The organism is uncultured Bacteroides sp. (genome assembly GCF_949298305.1).
Taxonomy (GTDB): domain Bacteria; phylum Bacteroidota; class Bacteroidia; order Bacteroidales; family Bacteroidaceae; genus Bacteroides.
This window is the reverse complement of sequence record NZ_CASFWU010000068.1, coordinates 1-15,756: the sequence shown is the minus strand read 5'-3', so window position 1 is coordinate 15,756 and position 15,756 is coordinate 1. Positions and strand designations below refer to the sequence as shown.

Annotated in this window: 15 protein-coding genes and 1 pseudogene; 1 reads left to right on the top strand and 15 read right to left on the bottom strand. The window is 52.2% G+C overall.

Going from position 1 to position 15,756, the window contains the following annotated elements; all coding sequences use genetic code 11:
• Positions 1-98: 98 nt before the first annotated feature.
• The 4 genes and pseudogenes from Q1Y74_RS09985 to Q1Y74_RS09970 form a co-directional block, all read right to left on the bottom strand.
• Positions 99-1,403 (bottom strand): hypothetical protein, encoded by a 1,305-nt coding sequence (locus Q1Y74_RS09985; protein WP_300814135.1) that lies wholly within the window; start codon positions 1,401-1,403, stop codon positions 99-101.
• Between the two features lie 192 nt (positions 1,404-1,595).
• Positions 1,596-1,783, bottom strand: a pseudogene (locus Q1Y74_RS09980) (DUF932 domain-containing protein); the annotation flags it as partial.
• A gap of 30 nt (positions 1,784-1,813) precedes the next feature.
• Positions 1,814-2,155 (bottom strand): type II toxin-antitoxin system RelE/ParE family toxin, encoded by a 342-nt coding sequence (locus Q1Y74_RS09975; RefSeq protein WP_300814134.1) that lies wholly within the window; start codon positions 2,153-2,155, stop codon positions 1,814-1,816.
• Positions 2,133-2,375 carry a surface protein gene (locus Q1Y74_RS09970; RefSeq protein WP_300814133.1) on the bottom strand — a complete coding sequence of 81 codons (243 nt, stop codon included), beginning with the start codon at positions 2,373-2,375 and terminating at the stop codon, positions 2,133-2,135. Before Q1Y74_RS09970 ends, Q1Y74_RS09975 begins: the two co-directional genes overlap by 23 nt.
• 222 nt (positions 2,376-2,597) lie before the next feature.
• On the opposite strand from Q1Y74_RS09970, the gene Q1Y74_RS09965 reads away from it, so the two are divergent.
• On the top strand, positions 2,598-4,751 hold the full coding sequence (locus Q1Y74_RS09965) for an amylo-alpha-1,6-glucosidase (protein ID WP_300814132.1): 2,154 nt from the start codon (positions 2,598-2,600) through the stop codon (positions 4,749-4,751).
• 183 nt (positions 4,752-4,934) lie between these two features.
• Here Q1Y74_RS09965 and Q1Y74_RS09960 read toward each other — a convergent pair whose 3' ends face one another.
• From Q1Y74_RS09960 to Q1Y74_RS09910, 11 genes are all read right to left on the bottom strand, one after another.
• A complete protein-coding gene (locus Q1Y74_RS09960) occupies positions 4,935-5,582 on the bottom strand; it encodes a DUF4476 domain-containing protein (RefSeq protein ID WP_300814131.1) in 648 nt (215 codons plus the stop codon).
• Positions 5,583-5,842: 260 nt separating this feature from the next.
• Positions 5,843-6,610, bottom strand: a complete 768-nt coding sequence (locus tag Q1Y74_RS09955) for a methyltransferase (protein ID WP_366914101.1) — start codon at positions 6,608-6,610, stop codon at positions 5,843-5,845.
• 111 nt (positions 6,611-6,721) lie between these two features.
• On the bottom strand, positions 6,722-8,128 hold the full coding sequence (locus Q1Y74_RS09950; RefSeq protein ID WP_300814130.1) for a hypothetical protein: 1,407 nt from the start codon (positions 8,126-8,128) through the stop codon (positions 6,722-6,724).
• Positions 8,129-8,319: 191 nt separating this feature from the next.
• A complete protein-coding gene (locus tag Q1Y74_RS09945) occupies positions 8,320-8,619 on the bottom strand; it encodes a hypothetical protein (RefSeq protein WP_300814129.1) in 300 nt (99 codons plus the stop codon).
• Positions 8,620-8,987: 368 nt separating this feature from the next.
• Entirely contained in the window at positions 8,988-9,290 is a 303-nt protein-coding gene (locus Q1Y74_RS09940) for a GNAT family N-acetyltransferase (protein ID WP_300814128.1), read from the bottom strand.
• Between the two features lie 240 nt (positions 9,291-9,530).
• A complete protein-coding gene (locus Q1Y74_RS09935; protein ID WP_300814127.1) occupies positions 9,531-10,550 on the bottom strand; it encodes a C1 family peptidase in 1,020 nt (339 codons plus the stop codon).
• Positions 10,551-10,882: 332 nt separating this feature from the next.
• The gene (locus tag Q1Y74_RS09930; protein ID WP_300814126.1) at positions 10,883-11,323 is read right to left on the bottom strand and encodes a DUF6078 family protein; all 441 of its coding nucleotides are present in this window, start codon (positions 11,321-11,323) and stop codon (positions 10,883-10,885) included.
• 174 nt (positions 11,324-11,497) lie between these two features.
• Complete coding sequence (locus Q1Y74_RS09925; RefSeq protein WP_300814125.1) at positions 11,498-13,204, bottom strand: acyl-CoA dehydrogenase family protein; 1,707 nt, start codon at positions 13,202-13,204, stop codon at positions 11,498-11,500.
• A gap of 94 nt (positions 13,205-13,298) precedes the next feature.
• Entirely contained in the window at positions 13,299-13,670 is a 372-nt protein-coding gene (locus Q1Y74_RS09920; RefSeq protein ID WP_300814124.1) for a four helix bundle protein, read from the bottom strand.
• A 62-nt stretch (positions 13,671-13,732) separates the two neighbouring features.
• A complete protein-coding gene (locus Q1Y74_RS09915; RefSeq protein WP_300814123.1) occupies positions 13,733-14,752 on the bottom strand; it encodes an electron transfer flavoprotein subunit alpha/FixB family protein in 1,020 nt (339 codons plus the stop codon).
• Positions 14,753-14,891: 139 nt separating this feature from the next.
• On the bottom strand, positions 14,892-15,756 hold an 865-nt coding region (locus Q1Y74_RS09910), incomplete at its 5' end, for an electron transfer flavoprotein subunit beta/FixA family protein (protein ID WP_300814122.1).

Sequence of the window (15,756 nt, the reverse complement as noted above, 5' to 3'; positions counted from 1 at the left end):
AAGCAAGACTCATCAATCATTTTAAACCAAAATGTCAAAGAACTCTCGTTATTTGATGATATTTAAAACTAATGCGATTTTATCGCACCAGTAGTAATTTACAATGATTGAGCAGTCAGCAACAGGTCAAGTTGGTCCCCAACTCCTGCATGGCTTTCATTAACCATGTCGATGAAGTCCGTATATTTCAACGGATACTTTCCTGCGTACTCCTTATAGAATCTGGATATGATGCTCATCAGTTCACCGTATCCTATCTGTTCCGCTATACGGAGCAACGCCAGCGGACCTTTTCTGTAAATGACGGTATTGTTGTTGTTCAACACAACATTTACAAGCGGTTCATCCTGTGGGGTTCCCTTGATCTTCTCGTATTCCGACTTGCACCAGTCAAGTTGGGTTTCGTAGTATGCGTTGCCACAGACAAAACGGATAAACATGAGGGTCATGAACTCATTCAGTGTCTCTTTGATGAAATAGGCTCCCGGTTGTCCGTCATCAATGAGCAGTGTCCATTCTCCCAGCCACCGGTGCCCGATTTCGTGCATCAGCGGATATATGTCGGGTTTTGTGGAAAACTTCTCCTGTGAAGCGGAGATAAAGCCGATGTTGTATCTGTTGCTGAACCCTTCTCCGTTATGGAACAGATACACGGGAAGAGCTGTCACATTCCGCTTTGCGGAAATATAGTCTTCTCCATAGACTTTGCCAAAGAATACGATAGCGGCTTCAGTCAGTGCAAGCAGTTCGTCATACCTCTCCTTGCCGCACTGCATGTCCTTGATCTGGTAGATAGACAACTTGCCTGGGATGTGTTCATCTGTCCGTTGATAAGCTTCATCGCGTATGAAGGCCAGTGTCAACGACTGCGACAGGATACGGTTCAATTTGCCGCTGTATTTCGTGGTATCGTTCGACTCCAAGGGGTATGAGCAGATAAAGGAAAGCGAATCCGGTGTTTCCACATTCAAGGTTACATCCATGAAGGTATTTGGCACATAAGGATAGAAGTATTCTCCAAAACTTGTCTCCCACAATTCTGCATCTCCTTTCCCATAAATGAAGAATGAGGAAAGGTTTGTATAGTTATAGTTCATGCTGACGGAGATTTTCTGCGAAGACTCTTTCCGGAAAACTATACTCTTGGACTCTCGGTATAATTCATATTCGAACTCTCCACTATTGATATTCAAGTTGTCAATGGAGAATTCCTGACCGCCTCCGAAATTCATGGATATGCTGTCTTTATCCTGAAAATCCAATGAGAAAGAGCATTTGACATGAAGATTGGAGGCTTCCTGATTCACCTTGCTGATGTCAAGTGTATAGTTTTTGATTCCTTCTGCCATTGCAACCCGGCACAACATCAGAATCAATGTCGTAACGAAAATTATTCTTCTCATAAAATTTCTGTATGTTTTTCTCTATTCTGCCCTAAAGATACGCTTATTCCACAAATTCACTGTTTACATTAGACTTTTTTTAGAAGCATAAATAATGAAAAGGGGAGAATCCAACGGCATATTACCATCTGGTTCTCCCTTGCATGCGTTTTGTTTTCCCAATAATGGTTGAAATCTTGGGCAATATGTTTATTAGCTTACCAGAACTGCATCCTGTATTTCCACCTCTGCTGGCAGACGGGAAAACTGGAGTTCCGCCATTGCTCCGTTCTGCGGAATCAGTGCTGGGAAATCCGTTCTGCCCGGCTATAGATGGCTGTGGCCACGATATACAAGTCCCAGGCGGTAGTCTGTCCCTTTTCAGCTACCAGTTTTAATACTTAGGTTCTATATGCGGAACGGGCCGGGGATTACCCCAGCCCGTTTTTGCGCAGCAGTTCTTCTATTTCGTGCGGGGAGATGTTCTCGCGCTCGGCCTTGTCGTAGATGTAGAGCAGGTTGATTTCCGTTTCATCGACCGCGACAATTACGGTGAAGGTGATGACCCGCGCCCCGCCACTTTTCCCTCGTCCTTTCGAGGTGATGGCCATGCGTATCTTGCGCAGACCGCCGCCGAGGTCGGTGCCGAGGTGGGGATTTTGTTCCAAAGCGTCAATCAGGGTTTCATAGTCTTTGGCAAACGAATGGTAATGTTTGGCCATCCGTTTGGCTTCCCGTTGGAAAGTAGGTTTAACCAATATTTTGTAGTTCATACAGAAACTCTCTTGCAGTTTTTTCTTCCAGCTTTCCTTCTCGCGTTTGTTTGACTTCTTTCAGTCCCGCATCAATCCCCGCCAGGATTTCTTCCTTGCCGATGCTCTCCTCTTCTTCCCGGAGGTCTTCAATCAGTTTGTCGGACAGCCATTTCTTGTTTCTGGGCGACAACGACTGGATGGTCTGCCACAGGCTTTCCATTGAGATGGTTGCTTTCATACGTCGGTTCTCCTTTCTTTAATCCGTTTATTCAATTACAAAGATACAATTTCCTTCGTAAAAGCTTTTGGAAAGGAAGTTAATTTTCCTCTTTCGGCCTGCGTTGCAAACGTTTTCCGGCAGACGTTGGACGGTTTATGTGCGGTGTTGCTGTAGATTTGACGTATTTTTCCTATCATTGCAGACGGAAAAACAAAGACAAACTTATATCCATCAAAAGCTATGAAACATCGTTATCTTACGTTGCTGGCCGTGCCCGTGCTGATGTCGTGCGGGGCGGCGGACAAGACACCCTCCATCTCTGCGCTGACCGTCGACGAGCTGGGCGTGGAGGTCGCTCCCGAAGCGAATCGGGAATATTCGTACACCGACAAGAAGGCGGGCTACTGGTACGGGCGCACGCATCAGGACGAGCCTACCGACTGGTATGCCGGGTGGAACCAGGCCAAACGCCGCATTCTCTCAGACTATGCCTTGACGGTGGGCGGCCAGCCGCTGTTGAGAGGCAAATCGCAAGTCTGTGTGTATCCTGACCGTCTGGTACGTCGTTGGCCCGCTGCCACTGAGACCCTGGAGCTGGTGGACAACCGCGAATTGCTCTGCATTGCCGTGGACAGTGTGCAGGGCGACAGCATCGGCATTGCCCTGAACGAAACGTTGCTGAAGGATGCCGACCGTCAGACCGATGCCCTGTGCTACACGCCGCTGGAGGCGGAAAACAATCGGTTGAAGGTGGTTCCTTTGCATCCCGTTGGTATCAGCTTCAGCGGCAACCGCATGCAGGCTCCCGCATCGGCCGGAGGCTTCCTCATAGCCTACGGCACGGAGGCGCATTGCGACTCGCTCATCGCCGGCTATCGGAAAGACGGGGCGGGATGGCTGGCTCAGCGCAAGGCACGCATGAACAACTTGATAACTGTGAACAACCCGCTGCACACCAATCTGCCCGAACTGGACAAGGCACTGGCCTGGATGACCCTGACCATGGACGAGCTCATCACCGAACAGCAGGGCAAGGGCATCTATGCCGGCCTGCCGTGGTTCAACGAGTATTGGGGGCGCGACATGTTCATCGCCATGCCGGGTGCCACGCTGGTCACGGGCCAGTTTGAAGTGACGAAAGACATTTTGAAGGACTTCGCCAAGCTACAGGACCGCGACACCACTTCCGTCACTTGCGGCCGCATTCCCAATCGTGCCAACCTGGAAGGCATCCTCTACAACACTGCCGACGGCACGCCGCGCTACGTCATCGAGGCCGAGGAACTGCTCCGCTACTCGGGCGACCGCAGCTTCCTGCACGACATCTATCCCTCCGTTATATTGAGTATCGACCAGAGCCTGCGCCACCACACGGACGAGAAAGGTTACCTGCTGCACGAAGATGCCGACACGTGGATGGACGTGAAGCGCAACGGCATCCCCGGCTCGCCCCGCGGCAACCGCGCCAACGACATCCAATATCTGTGGTATAAGCAACTGGAGGCCGGTGCCCACCTGGCCCGCCTGATGGGTGACGAACTCCATGCCACAGCCTGGCACGAGGCAGCCGTGCGCCTGGCCCGCAACTTCGAAGCCGACTATTGCAACAAGGACAGCCTCCTCATCTACGACCACCTGAACGCCGACGGCCCGCCCGACCTGCAATACCGTCCCAACCAGCTCTACTGCTTCGAGCTGATTGCCGACGATGACTTCAAACAGCGAGTCACCCGCCGTGTGTGGGAGGAGCTGGTCTATCCGTGGGGTGTCTCCTCGCTGGCTCAGTGGGACCTTCAGTTTCATCCGCAGCATGAGAACTGGCACTACTACCACAAGGACGATGCCTACCACAACGGTACCGTCTGGCTGTGGAACAACGGCATCGCCATGCAGCGCATGATAGAGTACGGCCAGCAGGAGACGGCCTGGAAGCTCTTCTGCAACATGAACCGCCAGGCCCTGCACGAGGGTGCTGTGGGCAGTCTCAGCGAGAATGCCGATGCCCATCCGCGTGAGGGGCAGTCGTGGGCAGGTCGCTCGGGCACTTTCCTGCAAGCGTGGAGCAACTCCGAACAGCTGCGTGTGTGGTATCAGTATTTCCTTGGCATCCGTCCCGACCTGATGAGCGGCACAGTGACCGTGGAGCCCAAACTGCCCGCCGAGATTACCGAGTTGCAGACGTCGGTCAAGATAGGTCGCGGTACCTTATATTATACGTATAAGAACGGTAAGTTCGACGTCCGTCTCGAAGGCGAGGATGCCAAAGTCAATCTTATCCTGCCCCAGGCTGCCACGGCCAATCCGATATTCGACGGCGTAGACTTCTGCCGGCCCCGTCCGCTGGAGCACTATCCGTGCTTCGACACGTATCATGAGCCGTCGTTGACTTACTGACCGTCGTCAGGCAGGGCAGAGCGCATCGGAGGGGCGCAATAGAAAAGTATCATCCAAGCATGCTGCCATTCTTGAACGAAGTGAAGAATCTCACAAATAACGATTTGTGCATTCAGTTTCTTCACTTCGTTCAAGAATGACAGCATGTTAGTATTGTATGTCGTTGGGGATATGCCTGGGGCTTCAGATGCCAAGAGCCTGTTTCACCTTGTCCTGGCCGGAAGAAAAATCGAACTGTTTTTGGATTTCTTTATAGTTCTCCTTGTCTACAATGTGAGGGGCAAACCATTGGAAGGCGGTCATCTTCTCGTCTTCAAAGCTGTAGAACGTCAGGAGTTGGGCGCACTGCCGGCATGTCAGGCGCTTGCTTTGGGAGAGTGCCCGAATCATATCATTGCGTTCGTCAGAGAAAGGCTCACTTTTTACTTCCTGGTAGAATTTTTGGAATTCCGCATCGCTCATCCGGTACAGCTTGGCCGGATACGAAGAATGCTGTTCGGGAATCACTACAGGCGTGACCGGTGTGGGCGGAGTTTGAGAAGATTGCGGATTTTCAAAGGAATCCATCGATGTCACACGTCCTTCCTCAAAGCCGACAATGACAATTGCATTACTGCCCGAAAGCCATTTCCTGTATTCCCACTCTTCGTGTTCACGGTTAAAACGTCGGTAGTCCGGTTTGCCCATGATGTTGCTGACCTGCTCGTAAGTCATTCCCGGATGGATTTCATCCAGGATGTGCTTACTTTGCACATAGGTTCCCATCGAACAGGCTCCAAGTCCCATTAGCGACATAAATATAACTGCTGTTTTTCCGATAATCGCTTTCATATTTTTCCAATTTAAAGTTCCGGTTCAAACATCGTTGAGGTAGTTAATGAGTCGTTTGATAGCGACAAATATAGCATTTGATTCATTTACTGGGTTCTTAAATAATACAAAAACACGCGGCTCCGTTTAGGGTAGGATGGGGCGGAAAGCCGATTTTGTAAATATTGGCGATCTGTGTCTGTCGCGTAGAAATGATTAGGAAGTTTGATACACAATTATTGGAAAATATCCGTTGACGACTGTTGGGTGTTCTTCTCATTTCAGCAGATACCAGCAGGAAGTGGAGAAAAAGTCTCGTAGTATAGGGAGGTGACCAAGCAGTTTCCATAATTTGCGGGGGGCAGGCGGAATTTGCTTTCATAGTGCGGGTTGATGAACCACAGCTGACGGTCGGCAATCCTGAAGTGCTGGCAGCTCAGCTTTTCGAATTGCTCAATGGTGATACGTGTTTTGCGGATGTTCATCAATTCGTTGATAGTGCCTTGAGGTTCGCCGGACAGGCGGAGCACACCCTGGTAGGCTGCGTGCGGTAACAGATGAACGAAGGGTAGGCGGGCGAGGAGGGGATGATGACAAATCTGCTGATGGCCACCGAAAGGCATCTGCCAGGCTGGGAAGGCGATGAAGAGGAGGCCGTTGGGCGAAAGTAGCTGTCTGACGGCGGCAAGCAAGCGGGGCTTGTCGGCAATGTGCTCTATGACGTCATGCATCAGGATGAGGTCGAAGCCTCTTTCTGCTGGAGGCGTGTATTGCAGGATGTCTGCGGGAATGAATGTACCTTGAGCTTTGGCCTGACGGAAGAAACGGTGTGCCTCGTCAATGCGTCCGGCAGCAAGGTCGATGCCTGTGACCCGACAACCGGCTTGGGCGAACGGCAGTAGGTTTCCACCTTCACCGCACCCAATCTCCAGTACGTGTGTCCGGGGTGTGATGCGGATGAAGGGTTGCAGATAGGGAATGTAATGACGGCGGCAGGTCTGTACCTGTTCGCGGAAGTAGAGTTCTCTGTTTTGATGTCTTTGCTGCATGTCGTTTGTTTTTTTGATGATGCAGCAAAGTTACGGGCTAATCTATGGCAGGCGAAAAGAAACGGATGACATGATGATTTTGCTAAATACTGTATTTCAGTGTATTATGAATTATTCGCATGACATTTCGTTTTCGGCCTCCTCCATGCGTAGCTTCATGCGCCGTTTGCGCTGAGCCACGATGCCTGCATCCGTATTGCCAAAGCAGAGGGCAATGGCAAACGTTCCGAAGCCCGCCGATGCCAGACAGTGATAGAGCAGGTCGCCTTCGGTGAGGCGCGGATAGCGCTCTTTCAGGCGGGCGGTTTCATCGGCGTAGATGTCGGTTACGGCTTTTCGCAATTCGGCCTGTTCCTTCTCGGTCAGTACGCGGACATTGCGCTTGTCTTTGCTGTCCTGCTCGGCCAACAGGATGATGCGGCGGCCAATGGCAGTGCGTTTCAGGGTGAAGGCACGCAGGTGAGAAATCTGTTCTTCGGTGTGCAGCAGCAGTGCTTCGCGTTCGCGGTCGTTTGCGTTCAGGTTATCTTTTAGCAAAGCAATTTTTTCGTTGAGGCCTTGCAGGGCGGCTTCGTATTTCAGTTGTTCTTCCCGTTTTTTGCGCCGTTGGTTTTGCAGGACGAGGAGGAAGGCACTTGCGGCCACTGTCAGTGCAAGTATGCCCAAACCGATGTAGAGCCGATGGCGCTCTTCCACCTGACGGATTTGCAGTTCGGCTTCGTGCCGGTAGGCCAGTTTCTCTATTTCGGGGGTCTTTTGTTGGGCATAAAGTGTGTCTACGGATAATGTATAGGCCAACAGTCGGTTATAGGCCATTGTGTCATTTCCTGTGGCATGTTCGAGTTGGGCACTGAAAAAAAGACTGGCAAGGCGGTCTTTCCTATCGGGAGCATGGATACCTAAATGGAAGTAATGGCGCGCGGAGTCGGTATCTTGTCGTTGGCGGTGGATTTCTGCTAAAGTGGAATAGAGCTTGGCAGGGGTTTGACTGTAGTTCATGCTGAGGCGGGTATAATGGGCGGCTGAGTCGAATTGGTTCATTGTCTGATAACGCCAGCCTGTCTTGCGGTAGATTTCAGCCAGATTGGTTGAATCTTTGGCCTGTTGGGCCAATCGGATAGCTTGGGCGTACAAACGGCGGTAACCGATGCTGTCTCCCAGCGTGTACCGGATTGTTCCGATTGCATCCAGAGTTTTGGCCATGTGTGAGGTGTCGCATAATAGTGAATCCCGTTGGTAGGCTTGGGTATAGGCATTGATAGCCTTGTCAAAAACTCTATCCCACATATAGATGCTTCCCAGATTATAGTAGGTACGCGACTGGATGTAAGTGTCGTCCGTTTGGCTTAGTACTTCGTAGTATAGAGCCATGGCTTCTGTAGGGTGACCGTTTTTCTGCATTTCGGCCGCTTGGGCAAACAATTTCTCTATGTCGGGGCTTGTGCGCAGACCGCAAGCTTGCATCAGCAGGAGCAGAAACAGGCAGGAGCAGGTGAAAACAAGTCTGTTTATCAGCATATATTCATTAATTCTTATTATGCGGGAGTTAGCGGGGGTGTGATTTAACTATACAAAGTTCGGTATTTCCAATATATATGTTGTAACGTATTCGGTAATTTAACAGTTTTCTGCATTTCGATATTCCCCTAAAATAAAGAGGGGATGCGCCCTGTGGACGCATCCCCTTTCGCGATTCAGGTTTAGGGAGGTTATTTCACTTCGCCGTTTTCGTTGAAGAGTACGGTGGTTTCGGTACCTTCCTCGTCTGTCAATACCACTTTGTAGGTTTTCACGCCTTCCACCTCTTCTACGGCGGCTTCCTTCACGGTCTGTCCTTCATAATCCTTCTTGAGGGTATCTTGCACGGCTTGCGGCAGGTCTTTCACTTCAATCGGAGTGAAGTCGTTCACGGCTACTACCGTTTCTACACTTGCTACCATCTCGTTTGCGAACAGGGTTGAAGTACCCATTGCCATTAACATCGCTGCTGCTACAAATAACTTTTTCATTTTGCTTTCTTATTAACTGGTTATACAATTGGTTTACGCTATCTGTAGTCCAAATCCGATGCCAAACCGACGTCACTTTACGCAAATGGCTGGTTTACAGTACAAGGGCTTTTTGGCATAGCCCGAGTCGAGGCGCTTTTCTGTGGAAGAATTCCTCAACCGGCTGTGGAAACTCCGCAGCTTTCTACAAAGCTGAACGAATGTAAAAGGTTGATTAATAAATGTTTAATGAGCTACGGGCTACGAGCTACGGGTTACGAGTACAAACTACGGGTTACGAGTGGCATGTACATACTCTTTCCACTTGTATCTCGTGGCTATCTTGTATCTCGTATCTCGTATCTTGTAGCCCGTAGCTCGTAGCTCTTTCATAGCGCGCAAGCTCCCCCTTCGCAATAATCCTTGCCCGTCTCACCGTTGTACTCGGGATGGCGTTGCAACCAGCGGACGGCATACGAGCAGGTGGCTACGGGTTTGAGTCCTTCCCGGAGGGCGAAGTCGTAGGCGGCCTGGACGAGGGCCGAGGCGATGCCTTGCCCTTCGAGGGGTGAGGGGACGATGGTGTGGCGGATGTCGAGCGCTCCGTTTTCAATGCGGTAGGCCACGTGGGCCGTTTCGCCGTCCTGTGTCAGGACGAAGCGATGTTGTTCGGGGTTGTGAAGAATGTCCATATTATATAAATGTTTTAAGTTTCGCAAGTTTATGAATCGATTGCAGTTAAGGAGTTAAGAAGTTAAGGAGTTAAGCCAATACCTTTTATGAAAAGGATACCGACCTTATTACTTAACAAGTCTACAAGGCCGGAATGTCTTGTTTGATAAAGTGCCGCTTGAAACGGTTCGCTACAAAGGCCTTGTCAACTCGTCAACTTGTTGCTTGTCAACTGCAACTTGAGTTTTCCGATGCCTGTTTCAGAGGAAGAGTGCAACGGTCCACATCCGGAAGTAGTCGAGGCTCATGTACATCAGTCCGTGGTAGCGGTTGCGGGTGCCCCATGAGTTTTGGGCCACGAAGTAGGGGCGGCCTTCGTTGTCCGTTGCCCATCCTACGAGCAGCAGGGTATGGTTGTCGTGCAGGCGGCCGCGGCGGTAGTTGGCTTCGCGCTCGTCGGGACCGACGGGGTCGCCGTGCCACACGGCCAAGCCTTCGCTCCAGTAGAAGCCGTTGTTGCTCGTGTCGCCTTCCCATACCACGGTGCCACCTTTCTTCACTGTCTGTTCGGCCATGCGACAGAGCGAGTCGAGCGGCAGGTTCAGGAAGGAGCGGCGTTCGTAGTTGTCGGGATAGTCCGGCACGAGTTCCTGATGATAGGGCGTGTATTGGAAGCTGGTCAGGCGTTTTACCTCGGTCATGTCGGCAGTCAGGCGGCGGTAATACTCCTGTGGCGACAGGGAGAGGCTGTCCGTCTGTACCCGTTCGGGCGGCGTGCCCATGTAGCGGTCGAGAACGGTGTTGACTTCTTGCAGGAAGCGTTTGCCGTTGTCCGTATCTTTGCGATGCCGCTTCAGCAGGTCGGCCAGTTCGCGGTTCATATCTTTCAGTCGGGTGCGCGGGCGGCAGGGATAGTCGTTTTGTGGCACGATGCCGTGGCGTTCGGCCAGCGAGAGGAAGGTGTGTCCCATTCCGCGGATAGAAACCTTGCGGGCCTTCTCCCGCCAGGCGCGGAGGGCAGCTTCCTCGTAGGCTTTGCGGGTGATGAACCAGGGGGAAAGGGCGATGGAGTCGCCGCGTTGCATCAGCCGATTTTCCAGACGGGCGGTCATGGAGTACCCCCAGCAGCTTTCTGCCTGTCCCTGATTGCGGGGCGGAGCGGCCAGAGGGCTGAGGCATTCGTTGTGGAAGGTCAGTTCGGGCGCTTGAGGCTTTCGTTGGCACGATGTGGTCAGCAGCATTCCTGTAAGGACAGTTATCAGAAGATAGTGAATTCTCATGGGGCTGTATCGGGTCTTTTCCTTTTATATGGTGGATATTCGGTTACAAATATCGTCTTTTTAAAGGATTCTTGTGCAGCGTCGCACTTCTATTTTTATCTGCATTGACAAGAAAGGGTGGGAAAAAAGAAAGTTAAAAAAGAGTTTCAATAGTTGCATAGACAATGAAACCTTTGGTTTCAATGATGTTTCATACTTTGAAACCATCGGTTTCATTGCTTGAACCCACCGGTTTCATTGCTTGAAACTTGTGGTTTCAAGCAATGAAACTATTCCGTAGGTCTGACAACGGGATTATGTTCATTCGAAGTTGGTTGCGGGAACTTCTGTTATCAGAACCACTGATACTCGTCGGTGCAATATTCGAAGGCAGGTTCCTCTTCCACCCGATACTTGCGGAAGACACGGCGCAGGTATTCCTGTTCGTCGGGGTTGATGCTGTATTCTTTGCGTTGGAGTCGGTAATAGTGTGTCTTGCCGAAGTGGGCGATGATTTCCTTGCGCATCGCTACGGCTTCTTTGTGAGGGATGCGGTCGAAAAGTCCTTTGACTCCCCAGGCAATGCGCACCTTGACGAGCGGCATGAAGTGGGGACAGTCTCCCTCGGCCGGAATGTTGCGGGGATTGACCGTCGTCACGTATTTCACTTCCGCGGGGGTATTCTCAGCAGCCAGATGGCGCAGGCATTCGTCCGCACGGGGACAGCCGGAGTTGAAGCAATGGGCAAAGGAGCGGGGCACGCGGCTGTAGTCGAAGGGGGTAGAGTCGTTCATGGTTGTTTGCCTTTTAGTTAATGTAGAAATGATTACTATACTCTCAGAAGCTAAAGTTACGGAAATTTATCATACGGCAGATGTATTTTTATAAGGAATTTGTGTCACAACAAGAAGAGGCGGCTCTGCCATCAATGGTGAACCGCCTCTTTCCATGATTATGGGCTTAAGCAATTACTTGCGATAGCTTTCCAGTTCTTCGGCCTTGAACTTGCGGATGAAGTTGAAGTGCTTCTCCACTTCGGCTTCGGCGTAGTTGACGTACACCTGTGCTGACTGGGCGAAGAGTTCGGGGGCTTTTGTAGCGTCCTGGATAATGAGCTGTGACATCACGCAGTCGGCAGCCATCTCGTAGAGGCGGCGTGCGGTGAAGTCGAGCAATTCCTGATTCTGGGCTTCCTTCACGGCATTGGTGCAGGCTTCCAGTTTGTTGGTCATTTCCTTTACACGGTCCATCAGCGGCTGCATGGCTTCGCTGCACGGGATTTGTTCGTACTCGCGCAGGATGGAGGCGTATGTGCCGTTTGTCACGTAGCGGATGGCGGCCACCGTCTGCAGCTGGGTAGTACCTTCGTAGATGCTGGTGATGCGGGCGTCGCGGTAGATGCGCTGGCAGGCATATTCCATCATGAAGCCCGAACCACCATGAATCTGAATACAGTCGTAAGCGTTCTGGTTGGCATATTCGGAGTTCATACCCTTGGCCAGCGGCGTGAAGGCATCGGCCATCTTAGCATAGCGCTTCTGCTCCTGGCGTTCTTCGGGTGTCAGTTTGCGTTCGCGGGCAATGTCGTCCAGGGCCTTGTAGATATCGACGTAGCGCGATGTCTGGTAGAGCAGCGAGCGGCCGGCATCAAGCTTGGCTTTCATTGTGGACAGCATGTCGTAAACGGCAGGGAACTCGATGATGGCTTTGCCGAACTGCTTGCGGTCCTTGGCGTAGGCCAGACCTTCGTTGTAGGCTGCCTGGCTGAGGCCGACAGACTGGGCGGCGATACCCAGACGGGCACCGTTCATCAGCGCCATTACGTATTTAATCAGACCCAGCTTGCGGTCGCCGCAAAGCTCGGCCTTGGCATTCTTGTAAACCAGTTCGCAGGTGGGTGAGCCGTGGATACCGAGTTTGTTCTCGATGCGGCGCACGTCCACACCGCCGTCGCGCTTGTCGTAGATGAACATGGAGAGGCCGCGGCCGTCGTGTGTACCTTCTTCGGAGCGGGCCAGTACGAGGTGCAGGTCAGCGTCGCCGTTGGTGATGAACCGTTTCACACCGTTCAGGCGCCAGCACTGGTTGGCTTCGTCGTAGGTAGCTTTCAGCATGACGCTCTGCAGGTCGGAGCCGGCATCGGGCTCGGTCAGGTCCATGGACATGGTTTCGCCGGCGCAGATGCGGGGGATGAAGCGGCTGTGCTGGTCTTCGTTACCGAATTCGTACAGCGTTTCGATACAGTCCTGCAACGACCAGATGTTGCCGAAGCCGGCATCGGCCTGAGCCACAATCTCCGCACACATGGTGTAGGGAGTGATGGGGAAGTTGAGGCCACCGTAGCGGCGCGGCATGGTCATGCCGTTCAGGCCTGCCTTCACCATGGCGTCGAGGTTCTGCTTCGTGCCGCTGGCATATTCCACACGGCCGCCTCCGCAGTGCGGGCCTTCCTGGTCTACGCCTTCTGCGTTGGCGGCAATCACTTCACCGGTAATCTCGCCGGTGATTTCCAATACTTTGTCGTATGAGTCCATAGCGTCGGCATAGTCCTGCGGCGCGTAGTCATACTGGTCTTTGTCTGCATATCCGCGCTCCTTGAGCTCACAGATACGCTCCATCAGCGGGTTGTTCAAGTGATACTTGAGTTCCGGATGTTCGGTATAAAAATTGGGCATAGTTTTTTAATTTAGGGGAGTTAAGAAGGAGTTATCGGGAGTTAGAGGGAGTTAGAGGGAGTTAGAGGCCAAATGATTTTCTGACCTTATTCCTTTACTCCTCAAATTGTCTGTTCATGATGCCTTTGCAGTAGGCATTGAGCAAATAACTGGTGTCTTCGATGCTCTTCGTTAACTCATTATAATCATTTTCTGTAATATAGTTCAAGTCTTTGGAGAGGAGTATGTAGTATCTGCATTCTTCCAGGCTACCTTGTGAGATGTTAAGGAAGCGAAGTTTGTCAGCTTTGCCTATTTTGCGATATCCTTCGGCTATATTGGCAGGGATAGACACGGCGGCACGTTGGAATTGTGAGCACAATCCGAAACGTTCGTGCATAGGGTAATTACATGTAATTTTGTACACTTTGAGCACAAACTCATGCGATTTCTGCCATGCTAATATGTCTTTAAAGCTTTGGGTCATACATGTATTGGCTTCTAACTCCTTCTAACTCCCGATAACTCCATTTAACTCCTAATTAAACCTTATTTACTGTTCTTCTTATAATACTTAATCATCTTCGGAATCACCTCTTCCACCGTTCCATTGATGACATAGTCGGCGATGGTGTTGATGGGGGCGTTCTCGTCGTTGTTGATGGAGATGATGATACCCGCATCCTGCATGCCGGCGATGTGCTGGATCTGGCCGGAGATACCGCAGGCGATGTACAGTTTGGGATGAACCGTAACACCTGTCTGGCCAATCTGACGGTCGTGGTCGGCAAAGCCGGCGTCGACGGCGGCACGGCTGGCACCTACTTCGGCGTGGAGTTCCTTGGCCAGTTCGAACAGCATGTCGAAGCCTTCCTTCGAGCCCATGCCATAACCTCCGGCCACTACGATGGGAGCGCCCTTCAGGTTGTGTTTTGCCTTTTCTACGTGGCGATCGATGACTTTCACTACGTAATCTGTTTCGGGCACGTACTTGGCCACGTCGTGACGGATCACTTCGCCCTGATAGTCGGGGTCGAGGATTTCTTTCTTCATCACGCCTTCGCGGACGGTAGCCATCTGCGGACGGTGTTCGGGATTGACGATGGTGGCCACGATGTTACCGCCGAAAGCAGGACGGATCTGGTAGAGCAGGTTTTCGTAAGTCTTGCCAAGCTTCTTGTCCTCGTGGCTACCGATTTCCAGCTGTGTACAGTCGGCGGTCAGTCCACTGGTCAGGGCTGAAGATACACGCGGGCCGAGGTCACGGCCGATGACAGTAGCACCCATCAGGCAGATCTGGGGCTTCTCTTCCTTGAACAGGTTGACGAGGATGGAAGTATGGGGCAGGGACGTATAGGGGAAGAGGCCCGGAGCGTCGAACACGTGTACGCGGTCTACGCCGAAGGGCAACACTTGTTTTTCTACACCTTCGAGGCCGGTGCCGGCGCAGATGGCTTCCAGTTGGCAGCCCAGCTCGTTGGCCAGCTTGCGGCCCTTGGTCAAAAGTTCGAGACTGACGTCGGCAACATGGCAGCCGTCCATCTCACAATATACAAATACGTTGTTCATAGTTTACTCTGTTAAATGTTGATGGGGAGTTATCGGCAGTCATAAGGAGTTATTGCCTTGCAGGCTTGGTAGTTAAGTATTGGCTTCTAACTCCTTTTAACTCCATCTAACTCCTTCTAACTTCCAATCAGGTTATGGCTTACCCAATCGTATGATTTGCAATCAGTTCTACAATCAGGTTCTCTACATCCGCGTCGCTGCCAGTCAGGGTCTTGCTCTCCTTGGCCTGGAACACGATGTTCTCGATTTTCTTCACCTTGGTGGGCGAGCCGCTGAGGCCGCATTGCTTGGTGTCGCCGTTGACGTCGGCCACGCTCCACTCCGTGATGTTCAGGTAGGGGCGTTGTTCGTACAGGTAGGCGTAGGGCAATTCGGGCAGGGCGTTGGGGTTGCAGTGGGTGGCCGTGAGGGCAGCTTTCTCCTGTCCGCCCATGGCACGTTTGTACTTCTGCACCAGCTTGGCGTTGCGCGGACGGCAGGGAGCGGCGCTGCCGTTTACGGTGAGCACGATGGGCAGCGGGCCTTCCACGGTCTCCACGCCGCCGTCGATGTGGCGCTTCACGCGGATGCGTCCGTCTTTCACTTCCTCAATCTCTTCTACATACGTCACTTGCGGCAGGCCCAGCTTCTCGGCCACCTGCGGGCCTACCTGTGCCGTGTCGCCGTCGATGGCCTGGCGGCCGCCGATGATGATGTCATACTCGCCAATCTTGCGGATGGCTGTGGCCAGGGCATACGAGGTGGCCAGCGTGTCGGCGCCGGCAAAGGCGCGGTCGGTCAGCAGATAGCCGCCGTCGGCACCGCGGTAAAGTCCTTCACGAATGATTTCGGCTGCACGTCCCGGCCCCATGGTGAGCATGGTGACGGTCGAGCCAGGGTGTGCATCTTTCAGGCGGAGCGCCTGTTCCAGCGCATTGAGGTCTTCCGGATTGAAGATGGCCGGAAGGGCCGCACGGTTGATGGTACCGTCGGCGTTCATGGCATCCTTGCCCACACAGCGGGTG

What these genes read in the sequence shown, in the direction of transcription:
- Q1Y74_RS09985 (WP_300814135.1), bottom strand. Translation starts at nt 1,403, where the DNA reads ATGAGAAGAATAATTTTCGTTACGACATTGATTCTGATGTTGTGCCGG.
- Q1Y74_RS09975 (WP_300814134.1), bottom strand. Translation starts at nt 2,155, where the DNA reads ATGAACTACAAAATATTGGTTAAACCTACTTTCCAACGGGAAGCCAAA.
- Q1Y74_RS09970 (WP_300814133.1), bottom strand. Translation starts at nt 2,375, where the DNA reads ATGAAAGCAACCATCTCAATGGAAAGCCTGTGGCAGACCATCCAGTCG.
- Q1Y74_RS09965 (WP_300814132.1), top strand. Translation starts at nt 2,598, where the DNA reads ATGAAACATCGTTATCTTACGTTGCTGGCCGTGCCCGTGCTGATGTCG.
- Q1Y74_RS09960 (WP_300814131.1), bottom strand. Translation starts at nt 5,582, where the DNA reads ATGAAAGCGATTATCGGAAAAACAGCAGTTATATTTATGTCGCTAATG.
- Q1Y74_RS09955 (WP_366914101.1), bottom strand. Translation starts at nt 6,610, where the DNA reads ATGCAGCAAAGACATCAAAACAGAGAACTCTACTTCCGCGAACAGGTA.
- Q1Y74_RS09950 (WP_300814130.1), bottom strand. Translation starts at nt 8,128, where the DNA reads ATGCTGATAAACAGACTTGTTTTCACCTGCTCCTGCCTGTTTCTGCTC.
- Q1Y74_RS09945 (WP_300814129.1), bottom strand. Translation starts at nt 8,619, where the DNA reads ATGAAAAAGTTATTTGTAGCAGCAGCGATGTTAATGGCAATGGGTACT.
- Q1Y74_RS09940 (WP_300814128.1), bottom strand. Translation starts at nt 9,290, where the DNA reads ATGGACATTCTTCACAACCCCGAACAACATCGCTTCGTCCTGACACAG.
- Q1Y74_RS09935 (WP_300814127.1), bottom strand. Translation starts at nt 10,550, where the DNA reads ATGAGAATTCACTATCTTCTGATAACTGTCCTTACAGGAATGCTGCTG.
- Q1Y74_RS09930 (WP_300814126.1), bottom strand. Translation starts at nt 11,323, where the DNA reads ATGAACGACTCTACCCCCTTCGACTACAGCCGCGTGCCCCGCTCCTTT.
- Q1Y74_RS09925 (WP_300814125.1), bottom strand. Translation starts at nt 13,204, where the DNA reads ATGCCCAATTTTTATACCGAACATCCGGAACTCAAGTATCACTTGAAC.
- Q1Y74_RS09920 (WP_300814124.1), bottom strand. Translation starts at nt 13,670, where the DNA reads ATGACCCAAAGCTTTAAAGACATATTAGCATGGCAGAAATCGCATGAG.
- Q1Y74_RS09915 (WP_300814123.1), bottom strand. Translation starts at nt 14,752, where the DNA reads ATGAACAACGTATTTGTATATTGTGAGATGGACGGCTGCCATGTTGCC.